The sequence below is a fragment of the Streptomyces sp. NPDC101194 genome (genome assembly GCF_044767885.1).
GTDB lineage: Bacteria > Actinomycetota > Actinomycetes > Streptomycetales > Streptomycetaceae > Streptomyces.
This window is the reverse complement of record NZ_JBIWOS010000002.1, coordinates 622996-637615: the sequence shown is the minus strand read 5'-3', so window position 1 is coordinate 637615 and position 14620 is coordinate 622996. Positions and strand designations below refer to the sequence as shown.

The window sequence follows — 14620 nt, the reverse complement described above, 5'->3', positions numbered from 1 at the left end:
TCCGGTTCGGTGGTCGCGGCGCCGGACGGTCCGAGCGCGGGCCGGGGGGCAGGGGCCTGCGCACGGCTGGGGAGGGCGGATCCGTCGGCCGGCCCCCGGGGCCGGGCACCACCCGACCGGAGGCCGGGGCAGCCGAAGACACCACCCCGGGCAGGCGGGCTTGAGCGGCCCGCTGCCTCGTGGCGGGAAGGGTCAGGCCTCCGCGGGGTGCCGCACGTTCGCGTTGACCCAGTCGACGATCGACGCCGTCGTCGCACCCGGGGTGAAGATCTCCGCGACGCCCTGGTCCTTCAGCGGCGCGATGTCCGCCTCCGGGATGATGCCGCCGCCGAAGACCTTGATGTCCTCCGCCTCGCGCTCCTTCAGCAGTTCGATCACCTTGGCGAAGAGCGTGTTGTGCGCGCCGGAGAGGATCGACAGGCCGATCGCGTCGGCGTCCTCCTGGATCGCGGTGTCCACGATCTGCTCCGGCGTCTGGTGGAGCCCGGTGTAGATGACCTCCATACCGGCGTCGCGCAGCGCCCGCGCGATCACCTTGGCTCCGCGATCATGGCCGTCGAGGCCCGGCTTGGCCACCACCACACGGATAGGACCGGTCACACCCATCACTGCCTCCACATGCGTCTCCCGTGCCTGAAGGGCCGGGGATGTGAACGAACGTTATCGACAGCATCCCGCAACCCGCCGTTTCGCGGTGGGCGGGGAGGGGGAAATCACACGTGGGACATGTTCGCCGGGCGCCGTTCCCGTTCCAGGCGGCACACCTGCCGTGCGGGACCGGCCGTCAGGGGAGCCGCTACGAGGTCACCGTACCGCCGCGCCGCCAGCCGCGCGGCACGGCGGTACGGCCCGTCGCCCCATCCGCGTCGGGACCGTCGGTGTCGGGACCGTCGGCCGAGCATTCGCCGGTCACCGCCGGTGGGCATCGGCCCGCGAACCGGCCCCGGCCGGATGGCCGCGCGTGTCGCCCGCACCTCCGCGACGGCACCCCATGAGGGCACACGGGGACGGGAACCGCCTCCCCGCCTGCCGGAGCAGGAGGTCGGCCATGAGGGTCCCGCCTTTCCTTCCCCTACCGCTGCGCCGGCCGTCCCTGTGCCGCACCCGGCTGTCGTCCGCGCTGCTCAAGGCCACCGCACTCGAGCTGGTGGTCCTCGCCGGGCACGTACTCCTGTACCCCGCCGGCATCGCAGGGGAACGGCGCCCGCCATCACGCCCGGCCGGACCGCCCGCCGCCACCGCACCCGCCGGGACGGCGGCCCTCCCGGCCGAGGGCGGCGAGCAGCCGCCCGTCGTACTCCTGCACGGCTTCATCGACAACCGTTCGGTCTTCGTCCTGCTCCGCCGCTCCCTCGCCCGGCACGGCCGACGCCACCTGGAGTCGCTCAACTACTCGCCGCTGACCTGCGACATCCGTACGGCGGCCGAGCTGCTCGGGCGGCACGTCGAGGAGATCTGCGCCCGCACCGGTCACCAGGAGGTCGACATCGTCGGGCACAGCCTCGGTGGCCTCATCGCCCGCTACTACGTGCAGCGGCTGGGCGGTGACCAACGGGTCCGCACCCTGGTCACCCTCGGGACACCGCACGGGGGCACGGCCGTCGCCCCGCTGGCGAGTGCCCACCCGATCGTGCGCCAGATGCGCGCGGGCTCCGCACCGATCGAGGAACTGCGCAGGCCGGCACCCGGCTGCCGTACCCGGTTCGTGAGCTTCTGGAGCGAACTGGACCGGGTGATCGTCCCGGCCGAGGCGGCCTGCATCGACCATCCGGATCTCGACGCGGTGAACGTACGCGTCAGCGGGATCGGCCATCTCGCGCTCCCCGTCCACCCGACCGTCGCCGGAGCGGTCCGGCAGGCCCTGGAGTCCCGCGAGTCACCGACCGAAGCCACCGGAGCGGCAGGAGTCACCGGAGCGGCCGGGGACACCGGAGCCGTTTCGGTGGCGTGATCCGCGTCCGTGCAGGCGGACGGCGCGCGCGTGCCGCCGGAGTCCGGGCAACGGACCGGTGGTCACAGCAGCCGTACCTCCGCATCGGGGAGCTTCGCCCACCAGTGGTGGTAGCGGCTGTAGACCGCGGCCTCGCGGTCGCCGAGGAGCGCGGTCAAGGAACGGGCCTCGGTGGCGAGTGCGTCCCAGGTGGCGGGCGACAGAGGGTGGAAGGCCGTGGCCTCGATCCCGCCGTCCACCGGGCGCCACACCCCGGCGACATGGCCGTCCACCAACAGGGTGGGAAGCACGTCGCCGTTCCTCCGGATCACCAGGGGGCGGTAGGCCGGGGGTATCACCCGGCTGCGGTCGGCGTAGGCCAGCAGAATGCTGTCCCACATCGCCATGAGCCGGGGCGGCGCGGGGGTGTCGGCGGGCGGCCGGGAGGCACCGGGGAGGTCGAACAACGTGACGCCGTCCGGCCCCCGGAGCTGCTCGACGGCGCCGTCCAGCGCACTGAGGGCCTGACGGACAAAAGCCCTCCGTACCAGGGCGAACTGCGCCACGTCCGCCACCGACGCGGGCCCGAACCCCGCCAGATAGCGCAGGATCAGGGTCCGCAGCGCCTGTGGCTCCACCGCTCGCCCCGTGGGGGCGGGCCCCGCCCCGGCAGCGACGAAGGACGGTCGGGGGCCGAACGACCACGGAGCGTCCGTCGGCGCGTGGTGCAGCGGCGCGTACGCCTTCAGCCCCCACCACGCCCCGTCCTTCTTCTCGGCGCCGATCCGCTCCTCGACCCATGCCTGCATCTGCGCCGAGGTGCGTGGGCGACGGGTGAAGGCCAGTAGCTCCGGAACCAGTTCGTCGGCGTCCGCGGGGGTCAGCCCCGTGGCGGCGAAACGGAAGCCGAGCCTGGAGGCGTACAGCGTGGGCTGCATCGCCGCGCGGAAGGCCGGGTAGTCCTCGGCGTGCACGGCGTGCAGGGTGATCCGCATCAGGGTCGCCTTGACCACCGAACGTCCGGTGAAACCGGCGTCGAGTTCGGCCGGAGCGAAGCCGGTGAGCCGGTTCCACAGCGCGAGGTACGGCGAGGCCGGGTGCTGCGCCTGGAGCGCGACCACGCGCCGCACCCCGTCGGCGACGCTCAGCGGCTCACGCTCCAGCAGCAGTTGGCGACTGAGGGTCGCCCGGTTGAGCTCGCGAACGGTCATCGTCACATCGCAGGATTCTGCCCCACGCCCCACGCCCCACGCCCCACCCGCCATCGGCGGTACCGCGCCCGCCCCGGTGCGGTCCGGGGCATCGACGGGTCGCCCGACGCTCCACGACCTCGCGGCCGCCGGCAAAGAACGGTGCGTGATCGCCGGATTCACGATCGCTCGGTCCGAGAGGAACCGACGGCGAAGTCGCCGCCGGCACACGCCCGGTCCGACGGCACGCGCCCGGTCCCATCGGCGCGATCGTCGCCCGGCAACGGTTTCTTGGCAGAGGTTTCACCGGCACAGGACAAACCGGGTGCGACCGCCCCGCGCCAACAGCACCGCCGGCCTCACAAATGGAACGCGTTTCGAACACAGAGCCAAGGCTGTGTGGACAGTCCGCCGAAAGACGGTCGATTGCCCGTTTCCTGAGCCGCCCGAACCCGCCGAAGATTGTCGGCGTCGCATACCGCCGGGTACAGTCGCGGCCACTGCTCCCCCCTGGGATCCCCCGCCGGACCCCAGACAAGGTCCTGCTGCCGAGGCGAGAGAGAAGTTGGTGGACGACCAGCCCCCCCACGCCGGGTTCGCCGGATACGACAGCCAGGCCACCGGCGGTTTCGACAACGATCCGCTCTTCGGCTCCCTTCCCGGCAGCCACGACGGCACGTACGGCGGCGGTTACGACACCGGGCAGACCACGCAGGCCGCCCAGGCCGGTTACAGCGGCCAATACGACTCCACGCAGTGGGGCACGGGCGCTCACCCGACCTCCTCGTACGACGCCTACGCCCCGTACGCGACGCAGTCCCAGCCGCAGTACGCCGCGGGTCCGGCGTACGACACCACGACCGCCTGGACGTCCGACGCCGACTACGGCACGGCAGGGACCACGGCCACCGCCACCTTCACCGCCTTCACCGACATCCCGGCACAGGGCGGCACCCCTGACTCCACGGGTCAGTGGGACACCAACGGCTGGTACGGGACCGGCCAGTGGGCGACGACGGGCACGGCCGCCTACGACACCGGCGCGTACGACGCCACGGCCTGGAACACCGGCGCCACGCCCGAGCACGAACAGCAAACCGTGCAAACCACGCAAACCGCAAAGGTGTTGCACGAGTCGCCGATGGCGCACGAGACATACGAAGCACAAGAGGCGCACACGGCGCACGGGGTGCAAGAAACGCACCGGTCCTACGAGCCCTACACCGATCAGGACTCCTTCGACTTCGCCGCGTACGAACCCCACAGCACCGCCGAGTTCAGCCTCCCGGAACCGGAAGCGGGCTTCGAACCGGACGGACACGGCACCGACGGACGCGGCTTCGACAGCCATGCCACCGACGGCCACGAAGCCGCGGCGGACGACGGCGACGACGACGACACGGAAGCCGCTGCCGCAGACACCGCGCCCGCCCCCCGCAGCGCCCTCGGCCGCCCCACGACACGCAACGGTGGCGGCGGCAGCCGCAGTCGGCGGCGTTCCCCCGCGAAGCGTTCCGCACTCCTGACCGTCGCCGTTCCCTCCGCCTGCGTGATGAGCGTGGCCGGTATCGCCGCGGCCTCCGTCAGCGGTCTGGGCGGCGAGGACAAGAAGGACGACAACACCACGACGATGGCGGCGGCCGACCCCGGTTCCGTCAAGCCGGCCGCGGCCAACAGCAAGCTGGACACCCAGCTCGCCAACCTCCGCGCCGACGCCAAGAACTTCGCCGACCGCGCCAGCCGTACCCAGGAACGCATCGACCTGAGGGAGCGGCAGGCCGCCGAGAAGAAGAAGCGCGAAGAAGAGGCGGCGCGCAAGGAGGCGCTGCGTCCCAAGTACGTCGTGCCGGTCGCGCGGCACGGCCTCAGCGCGTACTTCGGCCAGGCGGGCGTCAACTGGATGTCCGTACACACGGGCATCGACTTCCCCGTCTTCGAGGGCACGCCCGTGATGGCCGCGACCGACGGCACCGTGCGCACCCAGTGGAACAGTGCCTACGGGAACATGGCCATCGTCACCATGGCCGACGGGACCGAGACCTGGTACTGCCACCTGAGCAGCACCAAGATCCGCTCGGGCCCGGTCAAGGCCGGTGACGTCATCGCGTACTCGGGCGACACGGGGAACTCGACCGGCCCGCACCTGCACTTCGAGGTGCGGCCCGGTGGGGGCGCTGCCATAGACCCGCTCCCCTGGTTCCGCAGCCACGGCGTCGACCCGACCTGAGCCGCCCGCCGACCGACCCGCCGTCGCGCGGGTCACGGTCGGCGGCCGACGCGACGGCTCCGGCCGCCGCCCCGCCTACAGCTTCTCGACCGGTGCGTATCGCAGCAACAGCTTCTTCGGCCGCTCGTCCCCGAAGTCGACCGTCGCCTTCGCCTGGTCGCCGATCCCCTCGACCGCCGTCACCGTGCCCAGCCCGAACTGGTCGTGCGTGACCCGGTCCCCGACCACCAGCGTGATCGTCGGCTTGTCCGAGGTCCGCCGGGTCGCGAAACCCGAGGGTCCGGACCGCGAACGCGACGAGGACAGCGACGAAGTGATCCCCGACGTGGGCCCGGCCGGGGCCGCCATCGGACCGGTCCGCTTCCACTCCAGGTGCTGGTCCGGGATCTCCTCCAGGAACCGGGACGGCGGGTTGTACGAGGGCTGCCCCCAGGCACTGCGCATCGCCGCCCGGGTCAGGTAGAGCCGCTCGCGGGCACGGGTGATGCCGACGTACGCGAGCCGCCGCTCCTCCTCCAACTCCTTGACCTGGCCGAGCGCGCGCATGTGCGGGAAGACGCCGTCCTCCATGCCCGTCAGGAAGACCACCGGGAATTCGAGGCCCTTGGCGGTGTGCAGCGTCATCAGCGTGATGACGCCGGAGCCGTCCTCGTCCTCGTCGGGGATCTGGTCGGAGTCCGCGACGAGCGCGACCCGCTCCAGGAACTCGGCGAGCGTGCCCGCGCCCTCCTCGCCGGCCTCGCCGCGCTCCTGCTCGAATTCGAGGGCTACGGCGGCGAGTTCCTGGAGGTTCTCGATGCGGGTCTCGTCCTGCGGGTCGGTGGACGCCTGGAGCTCGGCGAGGTAACCGGTCCGCTCCAGCACGGCCTCCAGGACCACTGCCGGGCCCGCGCCGGACTCGACGATCGTGCGCAGCTCCTCCATCAGCGTGTTGAACCGCTTGACGGCGTTGGCCGACCGGGCCGCCATGCCGTACGCCTCGTCGACCCGTCGCAGCGCCTGCGGGAAGGTGATCTTCTCGCGCAGGGAGAGCGCGTCGATCATCGCCTCGGCACGGTCACCGATGCCGCGCTTGGGCACATTGAGGATGCGGCGCAGCGGGACGGTGTCCTCGGGGTTGGCGAGAACCCGGAGGTAGGCCAGGACGTCCCGGACCTCCTTGCGCTCGTAGAAGCGCACGCCGCCGACGACCTTGTAGGGCAGGCCGACGCGGATGAAGATCTCTTCGAAGACGCGGGACTGCGCGTTCGTACGGTAGAAGATCGCGACGTCACCGGCCTTGGCGTCGCCCGCGTCGGTCAGCCGGTCGATCTCCTCGGCAACGAACTGGGCCTCGTCGTGCTCGGTGTCGGCGACGTAGCCGGTGATCCGGGCGCCCGTGCCGGCGTTCGTCCAGAGGTTCTTGGGACGGCGGCTCTCGTTGCGCTCGATGACCGCGTTGGCGGCGGACAGGATCGTCTGCGTGGAGCGGTAGTTCTGCTCCAGCAGGATCGTCGTCGCGTTCGGGTAGTCCTCCTCGAACTGGAGGATGTTGCGGATGGTCGCACCGCGGAACGCGTAGATCGACTGGTCCGCGTCACCGACGACGCACAGCTCGGCGGGGGCGTCGTGCTCCCCGGCCGGGCCGACCAGTTCGCGTACGAGGGTGTACTGGGCGTGGTTGGTGTCCTGGTACTCGTCGACCAGGACGTGCCGGAAGCGGCGGCGGTAGTGCTCGGCGACGTCGGGGAACGCCTGCAGCAGATGGACCGTCGTCATGATGATGTCGTCGAAGTCCAGCGCGTTGGCCTCGCGCAGCCGGGACTGGTACATCGCGTAGGCCTGGGCGAGGGTCTTCTCGAAGCCGTCCGCGGCCTGGCCTGCGAAGGTCTCCTCGTCGATCAGTTCGTTCTTCAGGTTGGAGACCTTGGCCGTGAACGACTTCGGCGGGAAGCGCTTCGGGTCGAGGTCGAGATCACGGCAGACCAGGGCCATCAGCCGCTTGGAGTCGGCGGCGTCGTAGATCGAGAACGACGAGGTGAAGCCGAGCTTCTTCGACTCGCGGCGCAGGATGCGTACGCACGCGCTGTGGAAGGTCATGACCCACATGGCGTTGGCACGCGGTCCGACGAGCTGTTCGACGCGCTCCTTCATCTCGCCCGCGGCCTTGTTGGTGAAGGTGATCGCCAGGATCTGGCCGGGGTGCACCCCGCGCTCGGCGAGGAGGTGGGCGATCCGGTGGGTCAGCACCCGGGTCTTGCCGGAGCCCGCCCCGGCGACGATGAGCAGCGGGGAGCCGGCGTGGACCACCGCGGCGCGCTGTTCGGTGTTCAACCCGTCGAGCAGCGCCGCGGAGTCGACCACGGGGCGGTGCGCGCCGTCGCGGTAGTACGCGTCCCTGGGCGGCGGGGGCCCGTCGAAGACGCCCGCGAAGAGGTCCTCCGGCACCGCTTCGGGTGCGGAGTCCTCGGGGGGCGGCGGGGGCTCTTCCTCCGAGTGCTGGAGGCCGGCCAGGAAGCTGTCGTCAAAGAGGCTGCTCATCGCTTGTCGAGTCTAAGGGCTGTCCCGCAATCCCTGGCGGGTGCGCGACGACTGCTACGGACCTCGCCGCATTGTCGGAACGTCCGCATACATCCAGTATGCGGACGTCCCTCCGCCTTGCGATGCACCGCATCCGACGCCGCGCACCGGTCCACCAGGGATCACGGGACAACCCTTCAACCGCCGCACCGACGCGTGACTGCCGCTCGGCGAACCACACCCGGCCGCCGGGCACGCACGGAGAGCGGACGCCCACGCCGCGTAAGGAATATCCGCCCTCGGCCACCCTCGTCACCTCCGCCCCGCGGAGGTCACGAAAACGTATCGGGCATATCGAACATCGACCTTCACAGCAGCACCACGGGTTGGCTACCGTGCTCGACCGGGTGGCCCGTACCCCCTGAGGCGAACCACGCCGAGCGGGCGCCCGCGCCGAATCCGGGCCGTCCTCACGGACGTCCGGAGCCGGGGACCCAATACGCGTCACCGGGGTGAATCGGTCCACATCCCCCACTCGGACCGTAGGGCAGCCTTCCGTTCCGCCCGAACCCGACAGCTAACCCGGTAGGCGGTCCACGGAAGGAGATGCCGTCTTGGCATCGCATCGCAAACCGCGCGCCCGGGTGCGCACCACCACACCGGCCGTCGGCCTCACGACGGCCGCGCTGGCATCCGTGACCCTGCTCTCCACGCAGAGCGCCACGGCGGCCCCCGCTCCGAAGCCCAGCATCGAGGACGTCCAGAAGAAGGTCGACGACCTCTACCGGGAGGCGGGCGCCGCGACCCAGCGGTACAACCAGGCGAAGGAGGCCTCCGCCGCCCAGCGCACCGAGGTGGACGCGCTCCTGGACGACGTGGCGAAGCGCGCCGACAAACTCAACGACGCCCGCAGGACGCTCGGCGCCTACGCGGCCGCGCAGTACCGCACCGGGTCCCTCACGCCGAGCGCCACCTTCTTCCTGGCCGACGACCCGCAGTCGTACTTCGACCAGACCCAGCTGATGAACCGGATGACCGGTCAGCAGCAGAAGGCGGTCACGGACTTCCGCGCCCAGCAGGCGAAGGCCTCCAAGAAGCGCGCCGAAGCGGTGCGCAGCCTGGAGACGCTGACCACGACCCAGGCCACACTGCGCACCAGCAAGCAGAACGTCCAGCAGAAGCTGGGCGAGGCGCGGACGATGCTGTCGAAGCTGACCGCCGAGGAGAGGGAGCGGCTCGCGGCGCTGGAGCGCAAGAAGGAGGCGGAGGCCAAGCGCAAGGCGGAGGAACTGGCGCGGCAGCAGGCCGCCGCCAAGGCGGAGGCGGACCGCAAGGCCGAGGAGGCCGCGAAGGCGGCGGGATCCGGCAGCGGTACGGGCACGGGAACCGGCAGCGGTACGGGGACGGGAACCGGGACCGGCTCGGACAGCAGCGCCACCACCAAGGCGGAGAAGGTCCTCGCCTTCGCCAGGGCCCAGCTGGGCAAGCCGTACGTCTGGGGTGCGACGGGCCCGTCCTCGTACGACTGCTCAGGACTCACCCAGGCCGCGTGGAAGGCCGCGGGGGTCGACATCCCGCGCACCACGTGGGACCAGGTGAAGATCGGCACCAAGGTCGCCACGGCGGATCTGCGTCCGGGCGACCTCGTCTTCTTCTACGACGACATCAGCCACGTCGGCATCTACAAGGGCGACGGGATGATGATCCACGCGCCGAAACCGGGCGCGAACGTGCGCGAGGAGTCGATCTACTACATGCCGATCTACGGCAGCGTGCGGCCGGCCTAGACCCGCTGTCCCCCGCGGTCGGCGCGTGGGACGACCCACACGCCGGGCCGGGCACCGCCCCGGCCCGGCGCCGCGCCGGTCGCGATCCGCGGCCCTCGGACCGCGGCACCCGGAGTTCGGGACCCGGACCGCGGAACCCGGCTCTCGGACGCCGGGCCGCGGCCCTCGGACCCTCAGGTCCAGAGCGTGGCGATGAAGATGTTGGCGAGCGTCAGCCCGCCCACCGCCGCGAAGGCGCCCTTGTCGACCTTCTCCTCGTCCCGCTTGACGTAGACGAGCGCGAGGACGACGACCAGGAACAGCAGCTTGACCCCGATCTTTATGTTGTTCACGTGGTGGTCGTCGGCCTCGTTGAGCCCGACCAGCGCGACCCCGGTGACCAGCATCGTCAGCGCGCCGTGCAGCATCGCCGGGACGAACCGGGCCGTGCCCGCGCCCATCGCCTTCATCTGGGTCAGGAAACCGCCCAGCAGCGAGGCGATGCCGATGATGTGCAGGGCGACGAAGACATGAATGAGTACGTCCATGAGGCCGCAGCCTAGCCCCGCCCATATCACCACTCCGCAGGCAGGTGCGGCTTCCTGGCGCTTCACTCGTGTCTGCACCAATTGCCTGACTCTGTTGTCATTTTTCCGATCAGACACAGACAGCGCCGCGCCAAATTCGGGCAATAAGCGTCATTACGACTCTTCCCCGTGCCCCGGGTTTAGCGTCCCTGACCAGGTGACCGTCTTCACCGCCGCTCCGCCCCCGGACGGCACGCCGGTCGCCCCGCCGGGGATCCGGTGGCGGGCCGCCCGGCTGTGGGTGGCCCGCCACCGGATCGTCGGCGGGCCCGCCGGTAGTCCCCGTCGGGCAGTCGCCAGGAAGGACGCACGCCCCCGTGGCAGCGCATCGGAAACCCAAGCAGCGCCCGTACACCGGCTCTGCTGCCCGCACCGCGGCCACCCTCGCCTTGGCCGGGGCCGCCACCGCTGCCGCTCTGCCGGGCTCCGCACACGCCGATCCCCAGCGCACCCCCGCCCAGATCAGGTCGGAGGTGGACCGGCTGTACCGCGACGCGGAAGTCGCCACCGAGCAGTACAACGGCGCGAAGGAGAAGGCCACCGCCGCCGCCGAGGCCGTCGACGTCCTGCGCGACGAGGCCGCCCGCCGGACCGAGCGTCTCAACGCCTCGCGCGACGCGCTGGGTTCGCTCGCCGCCGCGCAGTACCGCACGAGCGGCCTCGACCCCGCTCTGCAGCTGGCGCTCTCCTCCGACCCCGACCAGTATCTGGAGCGCGCGTCGTACGTGGACCGGATCAGCGACCGCCAGGCCGCCGAGGTCGACACGGTGGAGCGGCAGGTCGCCAGGATCGCCCAGCTGCGCTCCCAGGCCCGGGGAAAGCTGGCCGCGCTGGCCTCGCGCCAGGCCGAGCTGAAGAAGCACAAGGCGACGGTCAGGAGCAAGCTGGCCGACGCGCAGCGGCTCCTCGCCACCCTGTCCCCCGCCGAACGCAGCGCCTACGAGGCCTCGGACGGCGCGCGTTCCGCCGGCCGTGCCGACCGGGGCATCGCGCGCGGCTCCGTCCTCGCCCCCAATGCCCGCGCCGCCGCAGCCGTCGCGTTCGCGTTCGGAGCACTCGGCAAACCGTACGTCTGGGGCGCGACCGGCCCGTCCTCGTTCGACTGCTCCGGGCTCACCCAGGCCGCCTGGCGGTCCGCCGGCGTCTCGCTGCCCCGGACCACGTACACCCAGATCAACGCCGGACAGCACGTCTCGCGCTCCGAACTGGCCCCGGGCGACCTGGTGTTCTTCTACTCCGGTGTCAGCCACGTCGGGCTCTACATCGGCAACGGCCGGATGATCCACGCCCCGCGCCCGGGGGCGCCGGTACGGATCGCGCCGATCGACCAAATGCCCTTCGCCGGAGCGACCCGGGTGGCATAGGCTCCCGACTCCGATCCGGATCGACCCGCCGTCGGGGCAACTCCCGCTGCCAAAACGGCTCGTCGTCGGAGCGGCCCGCCATCGATCAGCCGACCGGAGGACACCCCGCATGCCCATGGACGTCGAGGTCCAGATCCATGCCCGTACGCTCGCCCTGCGCTCCCCCGACCACCTCCGGGTCGGCCCCTTCACCGTGCGGTACAACCCCGGCTGGTCGCTCAAGTACGCCAATTACGCGATACCCGACCGGGACGCCGTACCGACGGCCGAGGACCTCGACGCACTGATCGCGGCGTTCCGCGAGCGTGACCGGTTGCCGCGGCTGGAGTTTCTGCCGGACTGGGCGCCCGCCGTCGAACCCGCGCTGCTCGCCGCCGGGTTCGGCGTCGAGGACCGGGCACCGATCATGGCCTGCGCCCCCACCGGTCTGCTGCCGCCGAAGCCGGTGGACTCCCTCGTGATCGCCGAACCGGTCACCGACGCGGACTTCGACGCCGCGGCACTCGTCCAGCACCACGGCTACGGCGGCACCGGCGAGCCCGAGGGCGGCGAGGCGGCCTGGCTGCGCGAGGCGGTCGGGGGCGGCGGGGTCGCGGCCCTCGCCACCGTCGACGGCGTCCCGGCGGGCGCGGGCGGCTGCTCGGTCCCGGTCGACGGTCTCAGCGAGCTGACCGGCCTCGCCGTCGCGGCCTCGTTCCGCCGTCGCGGCATCGGCGCCGCGCTGAGTGCCCACCTGACCGCGACCGCCTTCGAGCGGGGCTGCCGGGTGGTGTGGCTGGAGCCCGGCGACGCCGATGTGGAGCGGATCTACGCGGGCATCGGCTACCGCCGGATCGGCGAGAAACTGAACATCTCGCTCGACCCCGACGGCGCGGCCGGCTGACTCGGGCGGACCGGCGGCGCCGCCCCCATGTGCCGGTCCGTCTCAGACCAGCCGCCGTGCCGTCGCCCATCGGGTCAGCTCGTGCCGGTTCGACAGCTGGAGTTTGCGCAGCACCGCCGAGACGTGCGACTCGACCGTCTTCACCGAGATGAACAGCTGCTTGGCGATCTCCTTGTACGCATAGCCGCGGGCGATCAGCCGCAGCACCTCGCGCTCGCGCTGCGTCAGCCGGTCCAGGTCCTCGTCGACCGGCGGCGCGTCCGTGGAGGCGAAGGCGTCGAGGACGAAGCCGGCCAGCCGGGGCGAGAACACCGCGTCGCCCTCCTGGACCCGGAAGACCGAGTCGACCAGGTCGGTGCCGGTGATCGTCTTGGTGACATAGCCGCGGGCGCCGCCGCGGATGACGCCGATGACGTCCTCGGCGGCATCCGAGACGGACAGCGCCAGGAAACGGACCGGGTTCTCCACGGCTCCCATCAGCGGCGCGCAGCGGCGCAGCACCTCGACGCCGCCGCCGCCCGGCAGATGGACGTCGAGGAGGACGACCTCGGGGCGGGTCGCCGTGATGACGGTGACCGCCTGGTCGACGTCGGCGGCCTCGCCGACCACCTCGACGCCCGTCTCCTCGGTGCGGCCGATCTCGGCCTGGACGCCGGTGCGGAACATCCGGTGGTCGTCGACGAGCACGACCCGTACCCGGCGCTCCGGGCCCCCGGTCGCCTCAGTGGTCTTGGTCATCGCTCGCCCTCTCCATCTCCAGCTCGACCTCCGTGCCCCCGCCGGGCACCGAACGCAGCCGCGCCGTACCGCCGTTGCGCTGCATCCGGCCGATGATTGATTCTCGTACGCCCATTCTGTCCCCCGGGACGGAATCCGGATCGAATCCCGGGCCCCGGTCGCGCACCGAGACGAAGACCGTGCGGCCCTCGACCTCCGCGTAGACCTGCACGGCGCCGCCCTCGCCACCGTACTTGGCGGCATTGACCATCGCCTCGCGTGCGGCCTGCATCTGCGCGGCCAGCTTCTCGTCCAGCGGGCAGTCGCCGACGACGACGACCTCCAGCGGGACGCCGTGCTTGTCCTCGACCTCGGCGGCGGCGCGCTTGACCGCCTCGGCGAGGGTCTCGGGCTCGTCGTCCTCGTCCTTGCCGGTGCCCTCGGGGTTGTAGAGCCAGTTGCGCAGTTCGCGTTCCTGGGCGCGGGCCAGTCTGCGGACCTCGCCCGCGTCCTCGGCGTTGCGCTGGATCAGGGTGAGGGTGTGCAGCACCGAGTCATGGACGTGGGCGGCGACCTCGGCGCGCTCCTGGGCCCGGATGCGCATCGTGCGTTCCTCGGAGAGGTCCTGGGTCATGCGCACGAGGTAGGGGCCGGCCAGCAGCGCGATGCCGGTGAGGACGGCGATCGCGGCGGTCAGGACGTTGCCGAGCTGGGCCGCGGAGCCGCGTACCACCATGAAGACGGCCAGGCCCAGGCCGACCAGGGCGACCCCGGCGAGACCCCGGGCCAGATGCAGGACCCGGCGGCGGCTGCCGACCTCCATCCAGCGGGCGCGCCGGGCGTTGTCGGCCTGCCGCCACACCAGTACCGAACCGGCGCCGATCAGCAGCGTGGGCCAGATGTAGCGGTCGGCCTTGCTGCCCATGTCGACATTGCCGACGAAGATCATCGCGCCGAAGAACAGCGCGATGAGGGCGAAGACCTGGCCCTTGTCGGGTTTGCGGAGGCGGCGTCTGCCGTCCGGAGCGATCTCGAAGACGGAGCGCGGTGCCTCCACGCCCCCGACGCCGAGCGGGACGACGATCCAGAAGACGGCGTAGAGCAGCGCGCCGAGGCCGTCCGCGAAGAACAGACCGAGGAAGACGAACCGTACCCAGGCGACGGGCAGCCCGAGGTGCCCGGCGAGGCCGCGCGCGACACCGCCGAGCAGCCGTCCGTCGGCGCTGCGGTACAGCTTGCGCAGCGGCGGCTCCTCCGGGTCGGCGTTGAGGGAGCTCGTGGCTCGGGACGTGGCGGCTGGCATGCACCGATCGTCACATGTCCGAACGGGTGACGGCATCAGGGTCCGCCCCCGACGCGACCCTGAGAGCCCGGCCCGGGGGGCGTGGACCATGCCCCCCAGGGGTCCGTGGGGGCAATATCAGGGACCGGCCAGGGTCGGCGCGGGTCCCGGACGG

Annotated in this window: 11 protein-coding genes and 1 riboswitch; of the genes, 5 read left to right on the top strand and 6 right to left on the bottom strand. The window is 71.6% G+C overall.

The features are described from left to right. Positions 1 to 192 precede the first annotated feature (192 nt). Positions 193 to 606, bottom strand: a complete 414-nt coding sequence (locus tag ACIRP2_RS09645; protein ID WP_266415302.1) for a cobalamin B12-binding domain-containing protein — start codon at positions 604 to 606, stop codon at positions 193 to 195. Positions 607 to 1048: 442 nt separating this feature from the next. On the opposite strand from ACIRP2_RS09645, the gene ACIRP2_RS09640 reads away from it, so the two are divergent. Beyond that, positions 1049 to 1951 (top strand): esterase/lipase family protein, encoded by a 903-nt coding sequence (locus ACIRP2_RS09640; RefSeq protein WP_404248198.1) that lies wholly within the window; start codon positions 1049 to 1051, stop codon positions 1949 to 1951. A gap of 62 nt (positions 1952 to 2013) precedes the next feature. On the opposite strand, the gene ACIRP2_RS09635 is transcribed toward ACIRP2_RS09640, so the two are convergent. Beyond that, entirely contained in the window at positions 2014 to 3147 is a 1134-nt protein-coding gene (locus ACIRP2_RS09635; RefSeq protein ID WP_404248196.1) for a winged helix DNA-binding domain-containing protein, read from the bottom strand. A 541-nt stretch (positions 3148 to 3688) separates the two neighbouring features. Here ACIRP2_RS09635 and ACIRP2_RS09630 point away from each other — a divergent pair. Then, on the top strand, positions 3689 to 5347 hold the full coding sequence (locus ACIRP2_RS09630; protein ID WP_404248194.1) for a M23 family metallopeptidase: 1659 nt from the start codon (positions 3689 to 3691) through the stop codon (positions 5345 to 5347). A gap of 75 nt (positions 5348 to 5422) precedes the next feature. On the opposite strand, the gene pcrA is transcribed toward ACIRP2_RS09630, so the two are convergent. Beyond that, positions 5423 to 7867 carry a DNA helicase PcrA gene (gene pcrA / locus ACIRP2_RS09625; protein ID WP_404248192.1) on the bottom strand — a complete coding sequence of 815 codons (2445 nt, stop codon included), beginning with the start codon at positions 7865 to 7867 and terminating at the stop codon, positions 5423 to 5425. Between the two features lie 420 nt (positions 7868 to 8287). Beyond that, a riboswitch (cyclic di-AMP (ydaO/yuaA leader) is annotated at positions 8288 to 8454 on the top strand. Positions 8455 to 8460: 6 nt separating this feature from the next. Between pcrA and ACIRP2_RS09620 the strand changes: the two genes are divergently transcribed. Next, complete coding sequence (locus ACIRP2_RS09620; protein WP_404248190.1) at positions 8461 to 9633, top strand: NlpC/P60 family protein; 1173 nt, start codon at positions 8461 to 8463, stop codon at positions 9631 to 9633. Positions 9634 to 9806: 173 nt separating this feature from the next. On the opposite strand, the gene ACIRP2_RS09615 is transcribed toward ACIRP2_RS09620, so the two are convergent. Continuing rightward, positions 9807 to 10160, bottom strand: a complete 354-nt coding sequence (locus tag ACIRP2_RS09615) for a hypothetical protein (protein WP_404248188.1) — start codon at positions 10158 to 10160, stop codon at positions 9807 to 9809. Positions 10161 to 10516: 356 nt separating this feature from the next. Between ACIRP2_RS09615 and ACIRP2_RS09610 the strand changes: the two genes are divergently transcribed. Together ACIRP2_RS09610 and ACIRP2_RS09605 are read left to right on the top strand one after the other, a co-directional pair. Next, complete coding sequence (locus ACIRP2_RS09610) at positions 10517 to 11563, top strand: NlpC/P60 family protein (RefSeq protein WP_404248186.1); 1047 nt, start codon at positions 10517 to 10519, stop codon at positions 11561 to 11563. Between the two features lie 109 nt (positions 11564 to 11672). Then, complete coding sequence (locus ACIRP2_RS09605; RefSeq protein WP_404248184.1) at positions 11673 to 12446, top strand: GNAT family N-acetyltransferase; 774 nt, start codon at positions 11673 to 11675, stop codon at positions 12444 to 12446. 42 nt (positions 12447 to 12488) lie between these two features. On the opposite strand, the gene ACIRP2_RS09600 is transcribed toward ACIRP2_RS09605, so the two are convergent. Together ACIRP2_RS09600 and ACIRP2_RS09595 are read right to left on the bottom strand one after the other, a co-directional pair. Continuing rightward, positions 12489 to 13184 carry a LuxR C-terminal-related transcriptional regulator gene (locus tag ACIRP2_RS09600; protein ID WP_391738910.1) on the bottom strand — a complete coding sequence of 232 codons (696 nt, stop codon included), beginning with the start codon at positions 13182 to 13184 and terminating at the stop codon, positions 12489 to 12491. After that, positions 13168 to 14466, bottom strand: a complete 1299-nt coding sequence (locus tag ACIRP2_RS09595; RefSeq protein ID WP_404248182.1) for a PspC domain-containing protein — start codon at positions 14464 to 14466, stop codon at positions 13168 to 13170. The genes ACIRP2_RS09600 and ACIRP2_RS09595 overlap by 17 nt, the downstream gene beginning before the upstream one ends. Positions 14467 to 14620: the final 154 nt, after the last annotated feature.

Excerpts from the sequence above, each read along its gene's own strand:
- ACIRP2_RS09595 (WP_404248182.1), bottom strand. The coding sequence starts at position 14,466 with ATGCCAGCCGCCACGTCCCGAGCCACGAGCTCCCTCAACGCCGACCCG.
- ACIRP2_RS09640 (WP_404248198.1), top strand. The coding sequence starts at position 1,049 with ATGAGGGTCCCGCCTTTCCTTCCCCTACCGCTGCGCCGGCCGTCCCTG.
- pcrA (WP_404248192.1), bottom strand. The coding sequence starts at position 7,867 with ATGAGCAGCCTCTTTGACGACAGCTTCCTGGCCGGCCTCCAGCACTCG.
- ACIRP2_RS09600 (WP_391738910.1), bottom strand. The coding sequence starts at position 13,184 with ATGACCAAGACCACTGAGGCGACCGGGGGCCCGGAGCGCCGGGTACGG.
- ACIRP2_RS09605 (WP_404248184.1), top strand. The coding sequence starts at position 11,673 with ATGCCCATGGACGTCGAGGTCCAGATCCATGCCCGTACGCTCGCCCTG.
- ACIRP2_RS09645 (WP_266415302.1), bottom strand. The coding sequence starts at position 606 with ATGGGTGTGACCGGTCCTATCCGTGTGGTGGTGGCCAAGCCGGGCCTC.
- ACIRP2_RS09615 (WP_404248188.1), bottom strand. The coding sequence starts at position 10,160 with ATGGACGTACTCATTCATGTCTTCGTCGCCCTGCACATCATCGGCATC.